The 17253-nt window shown below is 71.3% G+C and carries 12 protein-coding genes; 9 read left to right on the forward strand and 3 right to left on the reverse strand.

The genetic code is table 11. The features are described from left to right. Positions 1-24 precede the first annotated feature (24 nt). Genes IPJ17_11820 through IPJ17_11830 form a run of 3 tightly spaced genes read left to right on the forward strand, consistent with a single transcriptional unit; the run spans position 25 to position 4482 of the window. On the forward strand, positions 25-2700 hold the full coding sequence (locus IPJ17_11820; protein ID QQR72214.1) for a hypothetical protein: 2676 nt from the start codon (positions 25-27) through the stop codon (positions 2698-2700). After that, complete coding sequence (locus IPJ17_11825; GenBank protein QQR72215.1) at positions 2693-3157, forward strand: hypothetical protein; 465 nt, start codon at positions 2693-2695, stop codon at positions 3155-3157. The genes IPJ17_11820 and IPJ17_11825 overlap by 8 nt, the downstream gene beginning before the upstream one ends. Beyond that, positions 3154-4482, forward strand: coding sequence for a glycosyltransferase family 39 protein (locus IPJ17_11830; protein ID QQR72216.1), 1329 nt, complete (start codon positions 3154-3156; stop codon positions 4480-4482). The genes IPJ17_11825 and IPJ17_11830 overlap by 4 nt, the downstream gene beginning before the upstream one ends. On the opposite strand, the gene IPJ17_11835 is transcribed toward IPJ17_11830, so the two are convergent. Together IPJ17_11835 and IPJ17_11840 are read right to left on the reverse strand one after the other, a co-directional pair. Continuing rightward, positions 4479-5867 carry a glycosyltransferase gene (locus tag IPJ17_11835; protein ID QQR72217.1) on the reverse strand — a complete coding sequence of 463 codons (1389 nt, stop codon included), beginning with the start codon at positions 5865-5867 and terminating at the stop codon, positions 4479-4481. The two genes, IPJ17_11830 and IPJ17_11835, sit on opposite strands and share 4 nt — an antisense overlap. Then, the gene (locus IPJ17_11840; protein ID QQR72218.1) at positions 5864-8908 is read right to left on the reverse strand and encodes a methyltransferase domain-containing protein; all 3045 of its coding nucleotides are present in this window, start codon (positions 8906-8908) and stop codon (positions 5864-5866) included. The genes IPJ17_11835 and IPJ17_11840 overlap by 4 nt, the downstream gene beginning before the upstream one ends. Positions 8909-9084: 176 nt before the next feature. On the opposite strand from IPJ17_11840, the gene IPJ17_11845 reads away from it, so the two are divergent. The 6 genes from IPJ17_11845 (at position 9085) to IPJ17_11870 (ending at position 16845) form a co-directional block, all read left to right on the forward strand. After that, positions 9085-10020 (forward strand): ABC transporter ATP-binding protein, encoded by a 936-nt coding sequence (locus tag IPJ17_11845; GenBank protein ID QQR76151.1) that lies wholly within the window; start codon positions 9085-9087, stop codon positions 10018-10020. A 23-nt stretch (positions 10021-10043) separates the two neighbouring features. After that, entirely contained in the window at positions 10044-10838 is a 795-nt protein-coding gene (locus tag IPJ17_11850) for an ABC transporter permease (protein QQR72219.1), read from the forward strand. A gap of 85 nt (positions 10839-10923) precedes the next feature. After that, the gene (locus IPJ17_11855; GenBank protein ID QQR72220.1) at positions 10924-12021 is read left to right on the forward strand and encodes a sensor histidine kinase; all 1098 of its coding nucleotides are present in this window, start codon (positions 10924-10926) and stop codon (positions 12019-12021) included. Further along, entirely contained in the window at positions 12018-12623 is a 606-nt protein-coding gene (locus IPJ17_11860) for a response regulator transcription factor (protein QQR72221.1), read from the forward strand. The genes IPJ17_11855 and IPJ17_11860 overlap by 4 nt, the downstream gene beginning before the upstream one ends. 143 nt (positions 12624-12766) lie before the next feature. Continuing rightward, a complete protein-coding gene (locus IPJ17_11865; protein ID QQR72222.1) occupies positions 12767-14938 on the forward strand; it encodes an amidohydrolase family protein in 2172 nt (723 codons plus the stop codon). A gap of 149 nt (positions 14939-15087) precedes the next feature. After that, the gene (locus IPJ17_11870) at positions 15088-16845 is read left to right on the forward strand and encodes a patatin-like phospholipase family protein (GenBank protein QQR72223.1); all 1758 of its coding nucleotides are present in this window, start codon (positions 15088-15090) and stop codon (positions 16843-16845) included. Between the two features lie 15 nt (positions 16846-16860). On the opposite strand, the gene IPJ17_11875 is transcribed toward IPJ17_11870, so the two are convergent. Next, a complete protein-coding gene (locus tag IPJ17_11875; protein ID QQR72224.1) occupies positions 16861-17193 on the reverse strand; it encodes a YbjQ family protein in 333 nt (110 codons plus the stop codon). Between the last annotated feature and the right edge of the window lie 60 nt (positions 17194-17253).

Consider the following 17253-nt stretch of genomic DNA (forward strand, 5'->3'; position numbering starts at 1 on the left):
TCCGCCGTCCGCTGGATCATGCCGATGCGGCTCGCCTTTCGTTCCGTGTTCCTGGCCCTCGCCCCGGTCGTCTCGCTCGCGGCCGCGGTCAGCTCTGCCGTTCCCTCGGCTGTGCCGTCCCCTCCGATGGCGGTGAAGCTCTTCGTTCGGGATCCCGGACCCTGTCGGGTGACCTTCGAAACGATCGGTCCGCTCGGCTGGCCGGCCGGACTGCCCTCGTCTTCGATCGTCTTGACCCTGCGCGGAGTGGAGGTGCCGATCGCGATCGAAGACGGTGGCGATGGTCGCTTCGACCCGGGCGACGCGCTGGTTTTCGTCGCCGACCGGCTGGCCGGAGAGCATGGCTACTTCAACGAGTACTCGGCATTCAATGTCTATCGACTGACAGCGACGGCGGGGACATCGGGGCGCCGATTCACCCCTCTGGCTGCGGTCGAGGCGCCGCCGGTCGGTCTCTCCTCGCCATGGCAGCGCCGGATCCGCATCGAGCAGGATGCCCTTCTGTTGCGCTATCCGAATCAGGGCATCGCCGACGACGATCTCTGGTACTGGACGAAGCTCTCGCCGCTTGACCCGGCGCCGTTCGAGACGGAGGTCGATCTTGCCGATCTCGAGAGCGGGGCCGGCGCTCCGCTGCGAATTACCGTCGAGTTGCGAGGCTGGTCGCGGCCAGCGCAGAAGCCCACGGCGGACTTCGCCGACCATCGCGTCGAGTTGCTCTGGGACGGGACCTTGCTGGCGGCGGGGGAGTGGAACGGCTACGAACAGCCATTCCACCTCGTCGTCACAGACCTTCCGGCCGGCGCGGCGAGCCCGGGGCGGCACCGGGTCGGCCTGCGAGTTCCCAATCGGTCGGCGGGTGCCAGCGGAGATGCGTTCGTCGACGTCGCCGTGCTGAACTGGATCGAGATCGTTGCTCCGGTTCGGAGTCGACTCGAGGCGGGCCCGGCTCGCCGACTGGAACCTCTCGGTTGGATGCCGGATGCCCCACGAAGCGAGGGGGGCAGCCCTCGCCGGGTGACCGTCGCGGCGGGGTCGGAGGTCGATCTCTTTTCGGCGTCGGGAGGTGCGGCGCGCCTGAAGGCACCGCCGGCAGGCGATCGCCCCTTCGATCTCCCGTCGAGCGACGCGAGCCCGATCTGGGCCGTGTCGCCGGGCGACTACGGCCGCGTCGACGGCGTCGAGGTGGACACGCCTTCGTCGCTTCGTTCCACCGAGCGGCAGGCCGACTACCTCGTGGTCGCTCACCCGAAGTTGCTCGAGGCGGTGCGCCCCCTGGTCGAGGCGCACCGCCGGCGCGGGCTGCACGTCGAGCTCGTCGACGTTCGCGACATCTACGACGAGTGGAACGACGGCATTCTCAGCCCGCGGGCGATTCGCGACTTCGTCGCCTTCGCCTTCCACTCGTGGCGTCGGCCGGCGCCGCGTTTCCTCCTGCTGGTCGGCGACGCCAGCTGGGACGGCAAGAACGATCGGGCCTTCGACGAGTCGCCGGACTGGGCCTTTCGGCTCACCGATCGCGCTGGCTTCATCAAGAACGGCAGCACTCCCTACGGCAACGCCGTGGCCCGCAACCTGCTTCCGGCCTGGGACTACGGGACCCACGAAGGGCATGCGGCCGGGGACAACGGCTTCGTCGCCGTCGACGGCGAGGACGAGCTTCCCGATCTCGCCGTCGGTCGGTTCCCGGTGACCGAGCCCGCCGAGGTCGAGGCGATCGTCGCCAAGACGGTCGCCTACCTGGAGGCGCCCCCGCTCGGTGACTGGCGGAGCCGCGTGCTCTGGGTCACCAACGAGGAGCGTTACTGGCAGCAGTCGAGCGACGCGATCGCCGCAGAGGTGGCGGCGCACGGCTTCGGCTCGCGCAAGGTCTACCCTCCGCCGGAGATCCCGCCGGCCGGGCAGGACCAAGCCAAGCTGCGTGCCGCGTTCGACGAGGGGGCCTTGCTGGTGCACTTCGTCGGCCACGGCGGCCGCTACATCTGGCGAACGGGACCGCCCGACCTCGCCACCCAGCGCGACCTCTTCGATCTCAAGGACGTCGAGCAGTTGGCGCCGAACCGGCGACTGCCGCTGGTCATGTCGCTGACCTGCTATTCGGCGCCGTTCGACCACCCGACCGCCGACTCGATCGGCGAGAAGCTCCTGCGCCAGCCGGGTCGCGGCGCGGTCGGGGTCTTCGCGGCGTCGTGGCGGAATTCGCCCTCGGAGGTCTGGAGTCGACGGCTCGTCGACGAGTTGCTGGCACCCGGCACCGTGGGGGAGGCGCTGATGCGCGTCAAGCGGGCGCTGCGAGGAGACGACTTCGTCCGCCAGTACAACCTTCTCGGGGACCCGGCGCTCGAGCTGGCGCTGCCGAAGGAAACGATCGACGTCTCGCTGAGCCGTTCGGCCGACGGGTTGCCCCGCGCTCACGTCCGACTCCCGGACGGCTTCGCGGGCCGGATCGCCGTCGAGTGGGTCGATGGGGTGGGCAACCGGATCACCGCCGACGAGCGGGCGATCGAGGCGCCCGTGCTCGAGCTGCAGCCGGACGATCTCGGCTCGCCCCTGCGGGGTGCCATCGCCTTGCGGCTCTACGCCTGGGACGACGGCCGCGGACGAGACGCTCTGGGCGGCGCGGCGTTGGCGGCGATGGCGCCGGCAGCCGAAGGCGAGGAGAATGGCCAGGCAGGTGAGAAGGAGACGAAGCATGATTAGACAGCACGCGCTCGTTGCCGGTCTCGCCGTGCTCCTGGCTGCCACGGGTTGTGCCGCCAGAGAGGGAGCCGCGAAGCCGGCAACGGCGACCCATCCGACGACGGCGTCCCCGCAGACGCCTGCCACTCCGCCGGTCACGGCGCCCACGCCGGTGCCAACGCTCTCGAATGCGATTCGCTGGTCGACGGCCAGCGAGGTCGACAACTTCGGATTCGACGTCTACCGCGGCGACGCCGAAGAGGGTCCGTTCACCCGCCTGACCCCGCGCCCCATCGCCGGTGCCGGAACGTCCGACGAGCCGCACGCCTACAAGTACGTCGACGACACCATCGCGGCGGGCAAGGTCTACTACTACTTCGTCGAGAGCATCTCGCTCGCCGGGGTGCGCGAGCGGTTCACCCCGGTGATTCGCGCCGCGGCGAAAGCTCCGCCCGCCTCCGCACCGAGCGCCCCGTGAACCGGCGCGCGGCGGTCGGCATCCTGCTCGCCGGGGTGGTGATGCAGGGCGCCATCGCGGCGCTCGGAGTGCCACCGGCTGGCCGTGGCCTGGCCGGCGACGAGCAGATGTACGTCCGGGTGGCCGGCGAACTGGCGGCCGGACGGGCGGTCGAGCTCGACCCGCTCTGGCCGCCGGGCTATCCCGTCCTCCTCGGCGCCTGGGTGAGCCTCACTGGCAGTCTGCTCGGCTTCTTCGCCCTGCAGGTTCTCGCCCACCTCGTCGCGGCGGCGCTGCTCGCTCGACTCGCCTGGTGTCTCACCGGCGACTGGCGTGTCGCCACACTGGCTGCGTCGTTTCTGGCGATCGACCCGCAGGTGGCGGCGTTCGCTCAGACCTACTGGCCCGAGACGCTCCATCTCGCGCTCGTCGTGGCGCTTCTCGTCGCGGCGACCGAAGGGATCGAGAGCGATCGCGGCGCCGTGGCCTTCGGGGCGGGACTCGGCGCGGCTCTGCTGCTCAAGAGCCTGCTGACCCCCTTCGTGCCGGTGCTGCTCTTCTCGGCGCTCCTCGGCGGTCTGCCGAGGGCGCGTTGGCGGCGCGCCGCGCTGGCGGCTGGCGTCATGGCGCTTCTGCTGGCACCGGCCGTCTGGAGCAACCATCGGCGCCACGGATTCTGGGGCGTCGCCGACAGCACGCGGTTCAACCTGGCGCTCGGCCTCGCCGATCGGTCGCCGCGCTCGCTGCGGGACGACGGCGCCTATGCCTTCCTGCTCGAATACCAGGCGAGCGGCGCCACCTTCGCCGAACGGCAGCGGGCGCTAGGGCAGCGGATCCGTGGCGAGCTCGAGCGGCGCGGGGCCGCGGCGATTCTCGCCGCCCAGCTCGGACGTCAGTACTTCCGCCTGTTCGATCGCGAGTCGTACTTCGCGGCGATGTTGCCTGGCAGCGGCGCGTTGGCGGCGATCGGCCAGGGTTTTCGCGATCCACCAGCCGCTCTAGCCGCCACACTCGGCCTGCTCGGCGCACTGCTCTACGGCGTGGTCCTCATCGCTGCACCGTTCGGCGGGCTCCTGCTACTGACGAAGAGAGATCGCCGCGCCTGGCTCCCGCTCGCGTTCGTCGGCTATCAGGTCGCGCTCTTCTTCTTTCTCCACGTGAAGGCCCGCTATCGACTGCCGCTGCTGCCGGTGCTCGACCTGACGGCGGCGCTGGCGCTCGTGCAGCTCGCGGACCGATGTCGCGACCGCCGGGCGGAGGGGTGGTCGTCCGCCCGCTGGGCCGCCGGAGCGATCGGCGGCGCGCTCCTCCTGGTTTTCGGCTTCGGCGCCGGCCTGTTGGGCTAGCGTCCGTTCAGTCGCAGGCGACGGAGGATGCGGCGGACCGCCCGTCGTCCCCACGCGCTCGATCCGGTTCCCGGCGGCGGTGCGGCCGGCGGAGCGGCGTCCGGCGTCGCATCCGAATCGGCGTGTTCCCAGGCGTCCGGACTGGCGAATCGACCCTTGACGCTCGCGTCCGGGGCCGGACGCGGGGACTCGGCCCAGGCGACGAGCGGCGCCGTGGTCGCGCCGATCGACCCGTGATCGTTCACCCACGCCGTGGCGCGCTGGGCCATGGCCACCATCTCCTCCGGTCGATCGGCGGCGTCGCGAATGGCTGCGGCGAGCGCGGCGGCGTCGCCGGGCGGGAAGGTGAGCCCGATCGCCTCGTTCGCCAGGTGCTCGCCGAGATCGCCGATCCGGTTGTAGGCGACCGGCAGGCCCTGGGCGAGCCACTGGACCACCCGATTCTTGCTGCCGAGCGCCCCTTCGTAGATCGGCCGCTCGCAGAGGACACCGAGGTGGGCCTGACCGACGATCCGCGGAAGATCGGAGGTCGGAACCCACCCGCGGAGCTCGAACCGCTCTCGGAACGGTGAGGCTTCGACGCGCTCGACGAAGCGGCGATAGGTCGACTCGTCGTGGCCGGGGATCGATCCTCCGGTGGCGAGGAACCGGATGCGAGTGTCGCGTCGCATCGCCTCCTCGACGGCCGTGGCGAGCGTGTCGACGTCGCTCCAGGTGTTGAAGCTGCCGCTCCACAAGACGACGAAGGGGTCCTCGCGGCGCCGTGGCGTCGTCGTGGGGGGAGCGGCGGCATTCGACGGCATGTGGGCGCAGGGCATCACCGACACCAGCTCGTGCCCGGTCGTTTCGGCCAGCAGCCGTCCGGCGGCGCCGAGCTCGCCGATCGCCGCCCAGCGCTGTCGCTCGGAGACCACGGAGAAGTGGTCGGCCCACGCGAGCACCGGTCGGAGCGCACGCCAGAAGAACCCGACGGCGCGGTTGTCGCGGTCGAGAAACGCCTTGGCCTGCGCCTCGGCCATGACATGACCGAACTGGTCGGCCCAGAAGGGTTGCTCGGGCCGGAAGCGGGCGATCGCATACGCGCCGTAGACGGTCGATCCGACGACTGCCTCGGGTCGCAAATCGGCCATCAGCCGTTGGGGCCGATCGCTGACCAGGAGCTCGTGCGGTGTGCAGCGCTCGATGACCACGCCGTCGAACTCTTCGCGTGCGCGAGGAGTGCGTCCGGCGTACGCGTCGTCGAGGGTCATCGCGAGCACCCGGACGTCGTGGCCGGAATCGGCGAGGCCTCGCGCGAGCTGCCAGGTGCGGATGCCGGGCCCGTAGTTCTTGTCGACCTCCTCGAACGGGAGGGGTGCGATGCCGGCGATCAGCACTCGGGTCATTCGGCAGGCTCCTGGCGGTGGAGCGCCGCCCATGGCGGTCCGCTCTGGTCGACGGAAGGCAGAGAGATCACCGGCACCGAGCCGGCCGGGCGGAGAAACCGGGTCCAGGCTCGTCGGGTGCCGAGGCGACGGCGTTCGCGAAGGATGCGGGGCAGCAGACGGAGGACCTCGCGCCAGCTCTGGCGCTGGCGCCGGGCGTCGTCGAGCGCTCCCACGGCGAGGCGCCGCCGGTAGAGCGAAAGCTCACTGGCGAGGACGCGCGGCAGGACGGTGACGAGAAGCGTCGTCGGCCAGTGGAGCAGGAGAAGAACCCAGCGATTGCGCCAGAAGAGTCGCACCTTGAACTCCGAGAATGCCCCCGCGGTGGCCGACACGGCATGCGCCGCCTCGGCGTCGGCGACGTGCAGCACCGTGCGCCCGAGAGCCTGCACGCGCAGGCAGAGATCGAGATCCTCCATGTAAAAGCCGAAGATCTCGCTCCATCCACCGAGGCTCTTCCACACCTCGCCGCGCACCAAGAGCGCGGCTCCGGTGACCGCCAGGACCTCGCGTCGCCCGGGTCGCGGGCCGTAGGCCGGCTCGGCGATCCCGATTCCTTCGTCCCAGGCTTCGGCGGTGCGGGTGAGGTTCAAGCCCAGACTGTTGAGGTGGTCCTCGGCCCCCCAGACGAGGAGCGTCGGACCAGCGGCGCCGGCGACCGGATCGCTTGCCAGGGCCTCGATCATCCGCTGCAGCGCGTCCGGACGGAGCGCCGCGTCGTTGTTGAGGAAGAAGAGGAAGTCCGGGAAGGGTCGGTGCGCCAGCGCCTGCGCCACGGCGCGGTTGTTGGCGGCGCCGAAGCCGAGCGGTTCGTCGAGCCGGCAGACCTCGATGCGCGGCTCGGCGGCGATCCACTCGGGGAGCGGATCCTCACAGCCGTTGAGCGCGAGAACGATCGTGTGGTCGACCCCCTCGCTCGCCAGTGCCGCGCGCAGGCAAGGGTCGAGCTGCGGTGTCTGTCGTGGGTGGACGATGATCGTCAGCACGCGCGGCAGAGGGCGGCCCTCGAGCGAACGGGCATAGGCCTCGAGTTGGCGGTAGCTCGACAGCTGGGTCGCGACCAGCCGCTCGAGGGAGCGAGCGTGCTCTTCGAGCCGGCCGTACTCGAGCCGCTGGCGAAGCTCGAGCTCGGCGAGCGAGCCCGCTCGGGTTTCGAGCTCGGCGACTCGCTGCCGCGATTCCTCCAGCAGCAGGCCGCGGGCCGTCATCTCGGCTTCGGCAGCGAGGAGCTCGAGGCGACGCCCCTCGAGAAGGGTCTCGAGCTGCTCGGAGCGCTGCCCGCGGGTCGCGGCGAGGTCGGCGATCTCACGATTCCACGCTTCGAGCCGGCGGTAGTCGAGCTCGAGGCGCTCGACCTGGCCGGCCGCGATCGCTGCGTCCGCCGGGGCGGCGGTGAGGCAGGTCGGAGCCGGGAACGAGGCGTCGAGCGCCACCTCGAGCTCGATCTCGAGCTGGCGGCGGGGCGAGCGCCGAACGGCGGCCGAGAAGTCGAGCTCCAGTGCCCGGTCCTCTTCGGGCGCGTGGCGTAGCGCGAGGCGTTCGAGCAACAGCCGATGAAGCTCCCGCAGCGTGGCGGCGGAGGCGAGCGGCAGTCGCCCCTGAAGGCCGTGGAGCGCCAGAACGTTGCGCAAGACCAGCCAGCTCGCCGGGAATCGCCGGGCGAGCCGCCACTCGAGGTCGAAATGGTGCGGTTCGCCCGACGGGTCGAGGAGCGCGTTGGCGACCGTCGCGTCGAGGGCCCGGCCGTCGACCGTGCCCGCAGCGAAGCCGAACCGCTCGAGGGTGCGGCCGAGGTAGGCGGTGAGCTCGTCGAGCGCGTCGCGCTCCTCGCCGAAGGCGAGGCGGCGCAGCAGGCGCTGGCGCAGCGGTTCGCCGCGCACGACCGGTCGCCGTTCGTGTCCTTCCCACAACAGCCCGGCGAGTCGGCGGTCGAGCTCCAGCGGACCGATGCCGCCGGCCTCGAGTCGCTTCTCGACCTCGACGCCGGTCACGCCGCCGTGGAATGTCGTGCGCACGGGAACGAGCCGGTCGGAAGGGAAGTGCCAGGCGATCTCGCCTCCGCCGCCGCGCAGCCGGTTCCAGGTCGCCGGCTCGCTCTCGCGGCCGGCGAGCACGAGGAAGGAGTTGGCGAGCTCGGCGAGCAGGCCCGCGCGAGCGACGCCGTCGAGCGCCAGGGCATCCGGGACGAGATCGAGGCGGATCTGCGCCGGGTCGAGGAAGGGGCGGGAGGCGGCGAGGTCTGCCGCCAGCTCGGGCTCGCGGTCGACGAGCGACTCGGAGAGAACCGACGAGGGCAGCTTGTAGTCGGGGAACGGGAAGAGCCACTCGCGCGCCTGCCAGCCGGTGCGGGCGAGCAACCGGCCGAGCTCGCGGCGGGAGAAGGTGCGCTCGGAGCGCCCGATCCGGTAACCGGCGATGCCGTCGAAGAGCTGTCCGGTGTGCTCCTCGGCCGCTCCCGTCCAGAACTTGAGGCCGAGGCGGTTCTCGATGGCGAGCAGCAAGACCCCACCGGGCGCGAGCCAGCCGGCAGCACGCTCCAGCAGGTAGCCGAACGGATCGCCGAGGTGGTCCGCGGGAGGGCGCACCCAGCGCTCGGCATGTTCCAGGACACCGACGAGCGAGACCACGTCGAATCGCCCGGCAAGCTCGAGTTGCTCGATCGTCGACACGACGATGCGGCAGTGCGGCAGGTCGGCGAGCCGAGCCGTGAGCCCGGCGGCACGCTGCGGGCTCGCTTCGACCGCGACGAGCTCGCGGGCTCCTTCGGCGGCGATGCGCGTCGCCGCGCCCATGCCGGCTCCCAGGTCGAGGACGCTCAGGTCGCGGAAGTCGAAGGGGCGCAGCAGGTTGGCGCGACTCGCGTCGAGGTGGTAGCGGACCGGCCAGGCGAGCCCGGACTCGCCGCCGGTCAGGTCGGCGAGCGCCGACCGATCGGTCGCGGCACGGATCCGCTCCACCGCCTCGCGCTCGAAGGTCGCGCCGTCGGAATAGGTCTCGGACATGAGCTCGTCAGGACGACTGCCGGGCCCGCAACGGTAGCACGCCGCCCGCCGGCTCGCCGAGCCCCTGACGAATGTCACCCGCGGGATCTGACGACCCGCACTGGTGAGGGGCTGGCTTCGCGAGCGAGGCTCGTCGCGACGATGGAGGACGAGCGATGGAGACCGGAAACAACGTGATGGCGGAAAGACACGGTGCGACCCGCGGGGTTCGCGCCGACGAAGGTTGGCCGGCGGCCGAGCTGCGCGGGGTGACGAAGCGCTTCGGGCGCAACGGCGAGGTGGTGGCGCTCGACGCGCTCGACCTCGCCTTTTTTCCAGGGCAGGTGACGGCGCTCCTCGGTCCGAACGGTGCCGGCAAGACGACCGCCGTACGGCTGCTGCTGGGGCTCGCCTGGCCGACGTCCGGGGTTGCTCGTCTCTTCGGGACCGATCCTCGCGACCCGGCGGCGCGACAGCGGCGCGGTGCCATGCTCCAGACCGGCAAGGTGCCGGAGACGCTCACGGTGCGTGAGCACGTCAAGCTCTTCTCGAGCTACTATCCGGCGCCGCGCCCGGAGCCGGAGACGCTCGCCGTCGCCGGCCTCGAACAGCTCGCCGACCGCCGGTTCGGCGAGCTCTCCGGCGGCGAGCGCCAGCGCGTGCTCTTCGCCCTGGCGATCTGCGGTGCCCCGGAGTTGCTCTTCCTCGACGAGCCGACGGTCGGCCTCGACGTCGAGACGCGCCGCGCCCTCTGGGGGCAGATCCGCCGGCTGTCGAGCGAAGGGGTGGGGATCGTCCTGACGACCCACTACCTCGAAGAGGCCGACGCGCTCGCCGATCGCGTCGTCGTGTTGCATCGCGGCCGTGTGCTGGCCGACGACACCCCGAGCGGGGTGAAGCGGCGTGCTGCCGGTCGACGGGTGCGCTGCTTCACGCGGCTCGACGAGCGCGAGCTCTCCGCCCTGCCCGGCGTGCGCTCGGTGGCGCTCAAGCAGGGCGCGGCCGAGCTGCTCGCCGAAAACGCCGATCCGGTGGTGCGAGCCCTGCTGGCCGCCGATCCCCACTTGTCCGGCCTCGAAGTGACGAGCGCCGGGCTCGAAGAGGCGTTTCTCGCGCTCACGCAAGTGGCCTGACCGAATCGATTCCGGAGGACGTGATGAACCGACCCATGACCCGTGCGGCGGCCCCCGGCCTGCCGCGTCTCTATGCGCTCGAGGCCTGGACCGAGCTGCTCAAGACCCTGCGCTTGTCCGCCTTCGTCGTGCCGACGCTGAGCTTCCCGGCGATCTTCTACATGCTCTTCGGCGTCGTCTTCCGCCAGGGCAACGGCGGCAAGATGGCAGGAGCGGCGACCTACCTGCTGGCCACCTACGGCGCCTTCGGAGTGATGGGAGCCGCCCTCTTCGGCTTCGGCGCCTCGATCGCCATCGAACGCGGCCAGGGCTGGCTAGAGGTCAAACGCGCCAGCCCGATGCCACTCGGCGCCTACTTCGCGGCGAAGCTGGCCACCTCGCTCGCCTTCGGCGCGATGGTCGTGGCGCTCCTGTCGCTGCTCGCCGTCACCCTCGGCGGCGTCGAGCTGCCGCTCGCGCGATGGGCTCTCCTCGCTCCCACACTGCTCGCCGGCGCGCTGCCGTTCGGCGCCCTTGGCCTGGTCATCGGGCTCACCGCCGGGCCGAACTCCGCCCCGCCGATCGTCAATCTCATCTACCTGCCGATGGGCTTCTTCTCCGGTCTGTGGATTCCGATCCGGATGCTTCCGTCGTCGGTGCGGTGGATCGCCGACGGCCTTCCGGCCTTTCATCTCGGCGAGCTGGCGCTTGCGGCGGTCGGGCTGCGTCCCGACGAGCCGATCGCCGGCCACGTCATTTTTCTGCTCGTGTTCACGCTCGTCTGTCTCGCCCTGGCCGGATGGAGTTGGCGCCGGAGCGAAGGGAAGACCTACGGTTGAGCGGCGCCGGTAGACGAGGCGGATCGAACTGGCGGTAAGCTCGGTCGAGTCGATGCGAATCCGGCTGCTTCCCGCAGGACACCCGATGGGCTGGGCGCCCTACGGCTACCTCGTCTACCTGGCGTTCTTCGTCATCCCGCCGGTGCTCGGGCACGCGACGCTCGCGCAGTGGGCGGTGACGCTCGCCGCGCTCGCCCTCTTCCTGGTTCTCTACTTTCGCGCCTACTGGGTTCACGGACGCCGCGTTCTGCCTTACGCCTGGGCCATCGCGGCGCTCGGTGCGGCCCTGATGCCGTTCAACTCCGGAGCGGCCGGCTTTTTCATCTACGCGGCGGCCTTCGCCGGCGAGATCGAACCGGTCCGTGTCGCGCTGCGCTGGGTGGTGGCGATCGCCGCGGCCGGCGCCGCCGCCTCGATCGCCTTGAACGCCACGCCGTGGACCTGGCTTCCGGCGGCCGTGATGCCGCTTCTGATCGGGGCGACGAACGTGCACTACGCCGACTCGCGCCGCGCCAAGGACCGGCTTCTGCGTGCCCAGGCCGAAGTCGAGCACCTCGCGCAGGTGGCCGAGCGGGAGCGCATCGGACGCGACCTGCACGACCTGCTCGGGCACACGCTCTCGCTCGTGGCGCTCAAGTCGGAGCTCGCCGCCAAGCTCGCCGATCGTGACCCGGAGCGCTCGCGTGCCGAGATCCGGGACGTCGAACGCATCGCGCGCGAGGCGCTGGCGGAAGTCCGCGCCGCGGTCGAAGGCTATCGTTCACGAACCTTGATCGAAGAGCTGGCCGCGGCCCGGGCGGCCTGTCGCGCGGCGGGCGTCGTCCTCGAGGCGGAGCTCGCCCCGCCGCCCCTGACGACCGCGGCCGAGAGTGTGCTCGCCATGGCGTTGCGGGAGGCGGTGACGAACGTCGTCCGACACGCCGGAGCCCGGCACTGCCGGGTCTCCGTGCGGGCAGACGAGGACGGTGTCTGTCTCGAAGTCCGCGACGACGGCTGCGGCGGGCTCGCCGGCGAGGGGCGGGGCCTCTCCGGGATGCGTGCTCGGCTGGAGAAGCTGGGCGGCCGGCTCGAGCGCGACGGAAGCGCGGGCACCTGTCTGCGGGCGCGGCTGCCGCTCGAACGGGGGCCATCGTCTTCGGCCGCGGCGTCCTCGCCCGCCCTGCCGGTGGCGCAGACCTCATGATCCGCGTCCTCCTTGCCGAAGACCAGGCGATGGTGCTGGGAGCCCTCGCCGCGCTGCTCGAGATCGAGCCCGATCTCGAGGTCGTCGGGCGGGCGCCCGACGGCGCCGCCGCGCTCGCCGAGGCGGAACGGCTGCGACCCGACGTCGTCGTGGCCGACATCGAGATGCCGACGATGACCGGGCTCGAGCTCGCGACGGAGCTGCGGCGGAGGGGGCATCGGTCTCGCGTCGTGATCCTCACCACCTTCGCTCGTCCCGGTTACCTGCGGCGTGCGCTCGAGGCCGGAGCGACCGGCTATCTCCTCAAGGACTCGCCCTCGGAGCGGCTTGCCGACGCGATCCGCCGCGTCCATGCGGGCGGTCGCGCCATCGACCCCGAGCTCGCCGCCGAAGCGTGGGCCGCCGAGGTCGATCCGCTCACCGATCGGGAACGGCAGGTGCTCCGGCTGGCCGGCGACGGTCGCAGCAGCGCCGAGATCGCCGCCGAGCTCGGGCTCTCCGAAGGGACGGTCCGCAACTACCTCTCTGAGGCGATCGGCAAGCTCGGGGCCGGCAATCGCGTCGAGGCCGCGCGCGTGGCGCGGCGGCAGGGCTGGCTCTAGAGGACACCCCGGCGGGCGTCGCGGTCGGCCGGGGGGTGGGCGAGCGCGACACGTCGAGATCTCGGGGCGCGATGGACCTCGAGAGCGGATAGGCTCGACCCTTGGGTCGGCTCCCGTTCGAGAGCCCGTCCCCGGAGGTCGCCATGGCCGCAGTCGCGTCGAACCGATCGAGTCGTCCCTGGCGAGCTGTCGCCGGCACGTGGATCGTGGGCCTCGTCGGGTTCGCCGGCGGGTCGCGAGCCGGTGTCGTCGACTGCGGCGTGACGATCCCGCCAGCGACGAGCGGCCTCTGCAACTTCACCGCCGGCAGCAACGGTGCGCTGCGCTATCGGGGCGCGATCATCACGCCGAAGAAGACCTACCTCGGGGCGCAGCTGATGATCGCGCCCGACGGCACGGTCGACTGCGTCGACTGCGACTGCTCGGCCTCGCCGTTCGCCGCCGCAGCCGCCAAGCTCGACTGTGCCCAGGGCGTCGCGACACCGGGGCTCGTCGATGCGCTCGATCTGCTCGACGGCTCCTACGTCCCGCCGCTTGCCGACACCGGGGAGCGCTACGACCACCGGCACGACTGGCGGACGGGGGCGCGCGGTCACACGGCCCTCGCGCTGCCGGCCGCCGCGTCGCTCGACGCCAGGCGGTTGGCAGAAGCGCGGCTGTTGCTCTCCGGCGTGACGAGCGTCGTCGGTGGCAGCAGCGGCGTCTCCGGCCTGGTGCGGAATCTCGACGACCCCGCCAATTCGGGCCTGCCGGGTGCCGCCGCCGTGACCTTCACGTCGTTTCCTCTGGCGGATTCGGCTGGCGCCTTTCCGCCTCCGGGCACCTGCGGCTATCCGGGCTTCGACGGACCGACGACCGGCCGCCCGTACTGGGCGACCGTCGCCGAGGGGACGGACGCCGAGGCGCGCAACGAGCTGGTCTGCCTGTCGGACGTCGGCGGGTCGATTCCCGGCAGCCACAACGTGCTTCCGCATCCGGCGGGGGTGACGCTGGTTCACGCCCTGGCGCTGAACCCTCCCGACGTCTTCGAGCTCGCCGGACAGACGATACCGGCCTCGGTGGCGTGGACGCCGCGCAGCGATCTGCGGCTCTACGGCCAGACGACGCCGGTCACCATGCTGGCGCGATTCGGTCTGCACGTCGCGCTCGGCACCGGCTGGAGCCCGACGGGCTCCCGCGACATGCTGCGCGAGCTGCGATGCGCCGCCGATTTCAACCGGGACTACCTCGCCGGGTTCTTCGACCCGGAGGCGTTGCTCACGGCGGCGACGCTCGACGGTGCGGCGGCAGCGGGCGCCGCCATCGCGGCGCGCCTCGGCGAGCTCGACCGCGGGCGGGTGGCCGACGTGGTGATCTGGGACGGAACCGGCAAGCAACCGTTCGACGCCGTGCTCTCCGCCGAGCCGCGCGAGGTCGCCCTGGTCCTGCGCGGCGGCGTGCCGATGACCGGCGACGCCGCTCTGGTCACCGCCCTCGGTGGCGACGCGAGCGTCTGCGACGATCTGGTCGTCTGTGGGCGCGCCAAACGGGAGTGTGCGCGGCGCGACCTCGGCGTTTCGCTCACCCAGCTCCTCGGCTCGGCGAGCGGATACGCGACGACCCTCGTCTCCTGCGGCGTCCCGGCGGGTGAGCCGACCTGCCGGCCGTCGCGCGGCGAGCCGGACGGTGTGCAGTACAGCGGCGAGCGAACCCTCGCCGACTGGGACGGCGATGGAGTGGCCAACGGAGACGATCTCTGCCCGGTGGTGTTCGATCCGCCGCGTCCGCTCAACGGCAACTTGCAGGCCGACTTCGACGGTGACGGCAGGGGCGACGCCTGCGACCCCTGTCCCTCCGCCGTCGATCCCGCCGAGTGCGGGCTCACTGCCGGGGCGGATCTCTCGGTGGCGCTGAGCGGTCCGGGGACGGCGCACCCGGGCGATCTCGTTCACCTGACTTCGGTCCTGACGGCGGGCGGAGGCGGCCCGACCGCGGAGGCCCGTCTGTTCGTCGCCACGCCGGCGGCGCTCTCCGGGTTGACCTGGAGCTGCTCGCCGCTCGCGCTGTGCCCGGCGGCGAACGGCAGCGGCGCGGTCGATCTCTGGGTCGACCTCGCGTCCGGCCAGTCGGTGACCGTGCAACTCGACGGGGCGCTCGACCCAAGCCTCGAAGGGAACCTGCTCGTCCTCGCCCATGCCCAGGTCGGCGAGCTCGAATGGGACCCCGATCCCTCCGACAACACGGCAGCGCTCGCCATCCGGGTGCGCTTCAATGCCGTGTTCTCGGGCGGTTTCGAGAGCGGAACGCCGGCCGGTTGGTCCGCTGCTTTCCCTTGACGACGAGGCCCCGGGCTGCGGGAGGAGCGCCGAGGGGACGCGATGCGAGGGCTGCGTCGCCGCAATGCGGCAAAGCGGGCTAGAATCTTCCTGGTTCGAGCGGGGTCGCGGCGCTTCGGCCAGGCTCGAGATTCGACGGGGGAAGACCGATGACGAGCGTGCAGCCCATCGTCCGGCGGGTGCTCTATTTCGGCAGCAGCAGGAAGCTCGCAGACAGTTTCCTCGATGCCCTCACCGGGGCAGCCGAGTACTCGGTGCGTCGGGAGCGCGGGCGTGCCGCAGTCACCTGCGGAGCCACCTCCTTCGAGCTCGAGCTGCACCACGACGTGCGCTCGGCGCACGAGGCGTTGCACCGTGGCTACTTCAACCTCGTCCTGCTCGACCTGCGCGAGCCGGTCCACGGGCCCGGCAAGGCGGCGCGCGAATACGAGCGCGGGATCGCCCTGCTCGAAGCGATGGACGGCGAGCCGGACATCGAGCGTCGCTATGCCTTTCACCGCATCGTCGCGCTGGTTGCCGGCGCCGACCCCGAAGAGGTCGACGACCGCATCGCCGCGCTCGGTGCGCGGGGTGTCGGACGGGTGTTGCGCGATCTCTCCTCCTGCTACCTGAATCCCGCCTGCGACCGGCTGCCGAAGCGGCAGGAGTTCGCCCGCCGCGTGATCGGCGAGCTCGAGCGGATCCTGGCCAATCGACGGCCGGGCAAGCTGGCGCTCTGTGCTTCGGGCGGCGGCATCACCGGGCTCTACTTCGAGCTCGGTGTGCTCAAGTGCCTGGAGGACTGCTGCTCGCCCGGGGCGCTCAACGCCTTCGATCTCTACTTCGGCATCAGCGCCGGGAGCGTCGCCGTCGGCATGCTGGCGAACGGCTACGCGGTGGGCGAGTTCATGGCGGCGATCTCGGGCGAGCCCGGAGGCAGGATCCCGCAGGTCGACCTGAACCTGCTCGACACCTCGCACCTCGACGTGCGCGGCCTGACGGCGCCGTTGCGCCAGCTCTTCACCATCGCCGGTCACGGCGCCGCCGAGCTGCTGCGTGGCCGGCTGCCGTTCTCGCTCGAATCGCTCGTCTTCGAGTACGGGGACCTGATCCATCCGCCGTTCTGCACCGACGGGTTCGAGGACCTGATCCGGCGGAGCTTCTCGCGCCCGGGTTGCACCAACGACTTCCGCGAGCTGCCGCGGCGCCTCTTCGTCGGCGCGACCGACCAGGACCTCAAGGAGCACGTGCTCTTCGGCGAGGCGCCGCACGACCACGTGCCGATCAGCCGGGCGATCCAGGCGTCGATGAGCCTCAACCCGGTCTTCTCCTCGACCGAGATCGACGGCCGCTACTACGAGGACGGAGCGGTGACCCGGACCTCGAACTTCGGCGACGCGATCCGCAAGGGTGCGAACCTGATCTTCGCCCTCGACCCGCTGGTGCCCTACGTCTCGAAGCGGCCCGGTTTCGCGCGCGGCCGCGGCGTCTTCTACAACGCCGACCAGGACATCCGCACCGTCTCCTACACGCGCTACGAGAACACGCGCAACTCGGTGCTGCGCAGCCACCCCGAAGTCAGTCTCTATACCTTCCTGCCGGCCAACCAGCTCCGGCGGACGCTGTCGGTCAACCCGATGGATCACCGGCTCTATCTGGAGATCTGGCGCGGCGCCTACATCAGCACCTTGCGGCGGATCCACACGTTGGGCTACCGCATGCGCGGCGACCTCGCGGCGCACGGCATCGGCTTCGACACCTCGGCGGCGGATGCGGTCGCCGAGCGCCTGCAGGCGACGCGCAAGCCGAAGCTCGCCGACTTCTTTCCGGAGGGTCGTGTGGAGGTGCGGATCCCCGCGCCGCTCGCACCGCTGCGTCCGGTGCGGCGCTCGTCGCGGCGGGCGGCGCTGGCCGGCAGTGCGGCGTGACGGCCGGCGCGCGGCTCAGGGCTCGCGTTCGACGACCACGGCGGTGCCGTAGCAGAGCACCTCGCTGACGCCTTGCAGAACCTCGGTGGCGTCATAGCGGATGCCGACGACCGCGTTGGCACCGAGCTCGGCGGCGTGCCGCAGGAGCATGTCGAATGCCTCGGCGCGCGTGCGCTCGCAAAGCTCGGTGAACAGCGTGATGTTGCCGCCGATCAGTGTCTGCAACGAGCCGCCGATCGTGCCGAGTATCGAGCGTGAGCGTACGGTGATGCCGCGCACGACGCCGAGGTTGCGGACGATGCGGTGGCCGGGCAGGTCGAAGGTGGTGGAGGTCATCGTGCTGGTCATCGGACAGTCTCCCTGGATGATGCGTACCAGTATCGCAGGTCCGTCGGAGTGCGGCTCGGG

It is taken from the genome of Holophagales bacterium (assembly GCA_016699405.1).
Classification (GTDB): domain Bacteria; phylum Acidobacteriota; class Thermoanaerobaculia; order Multivoradales; family JAGPDF01; genus JAAYLR01.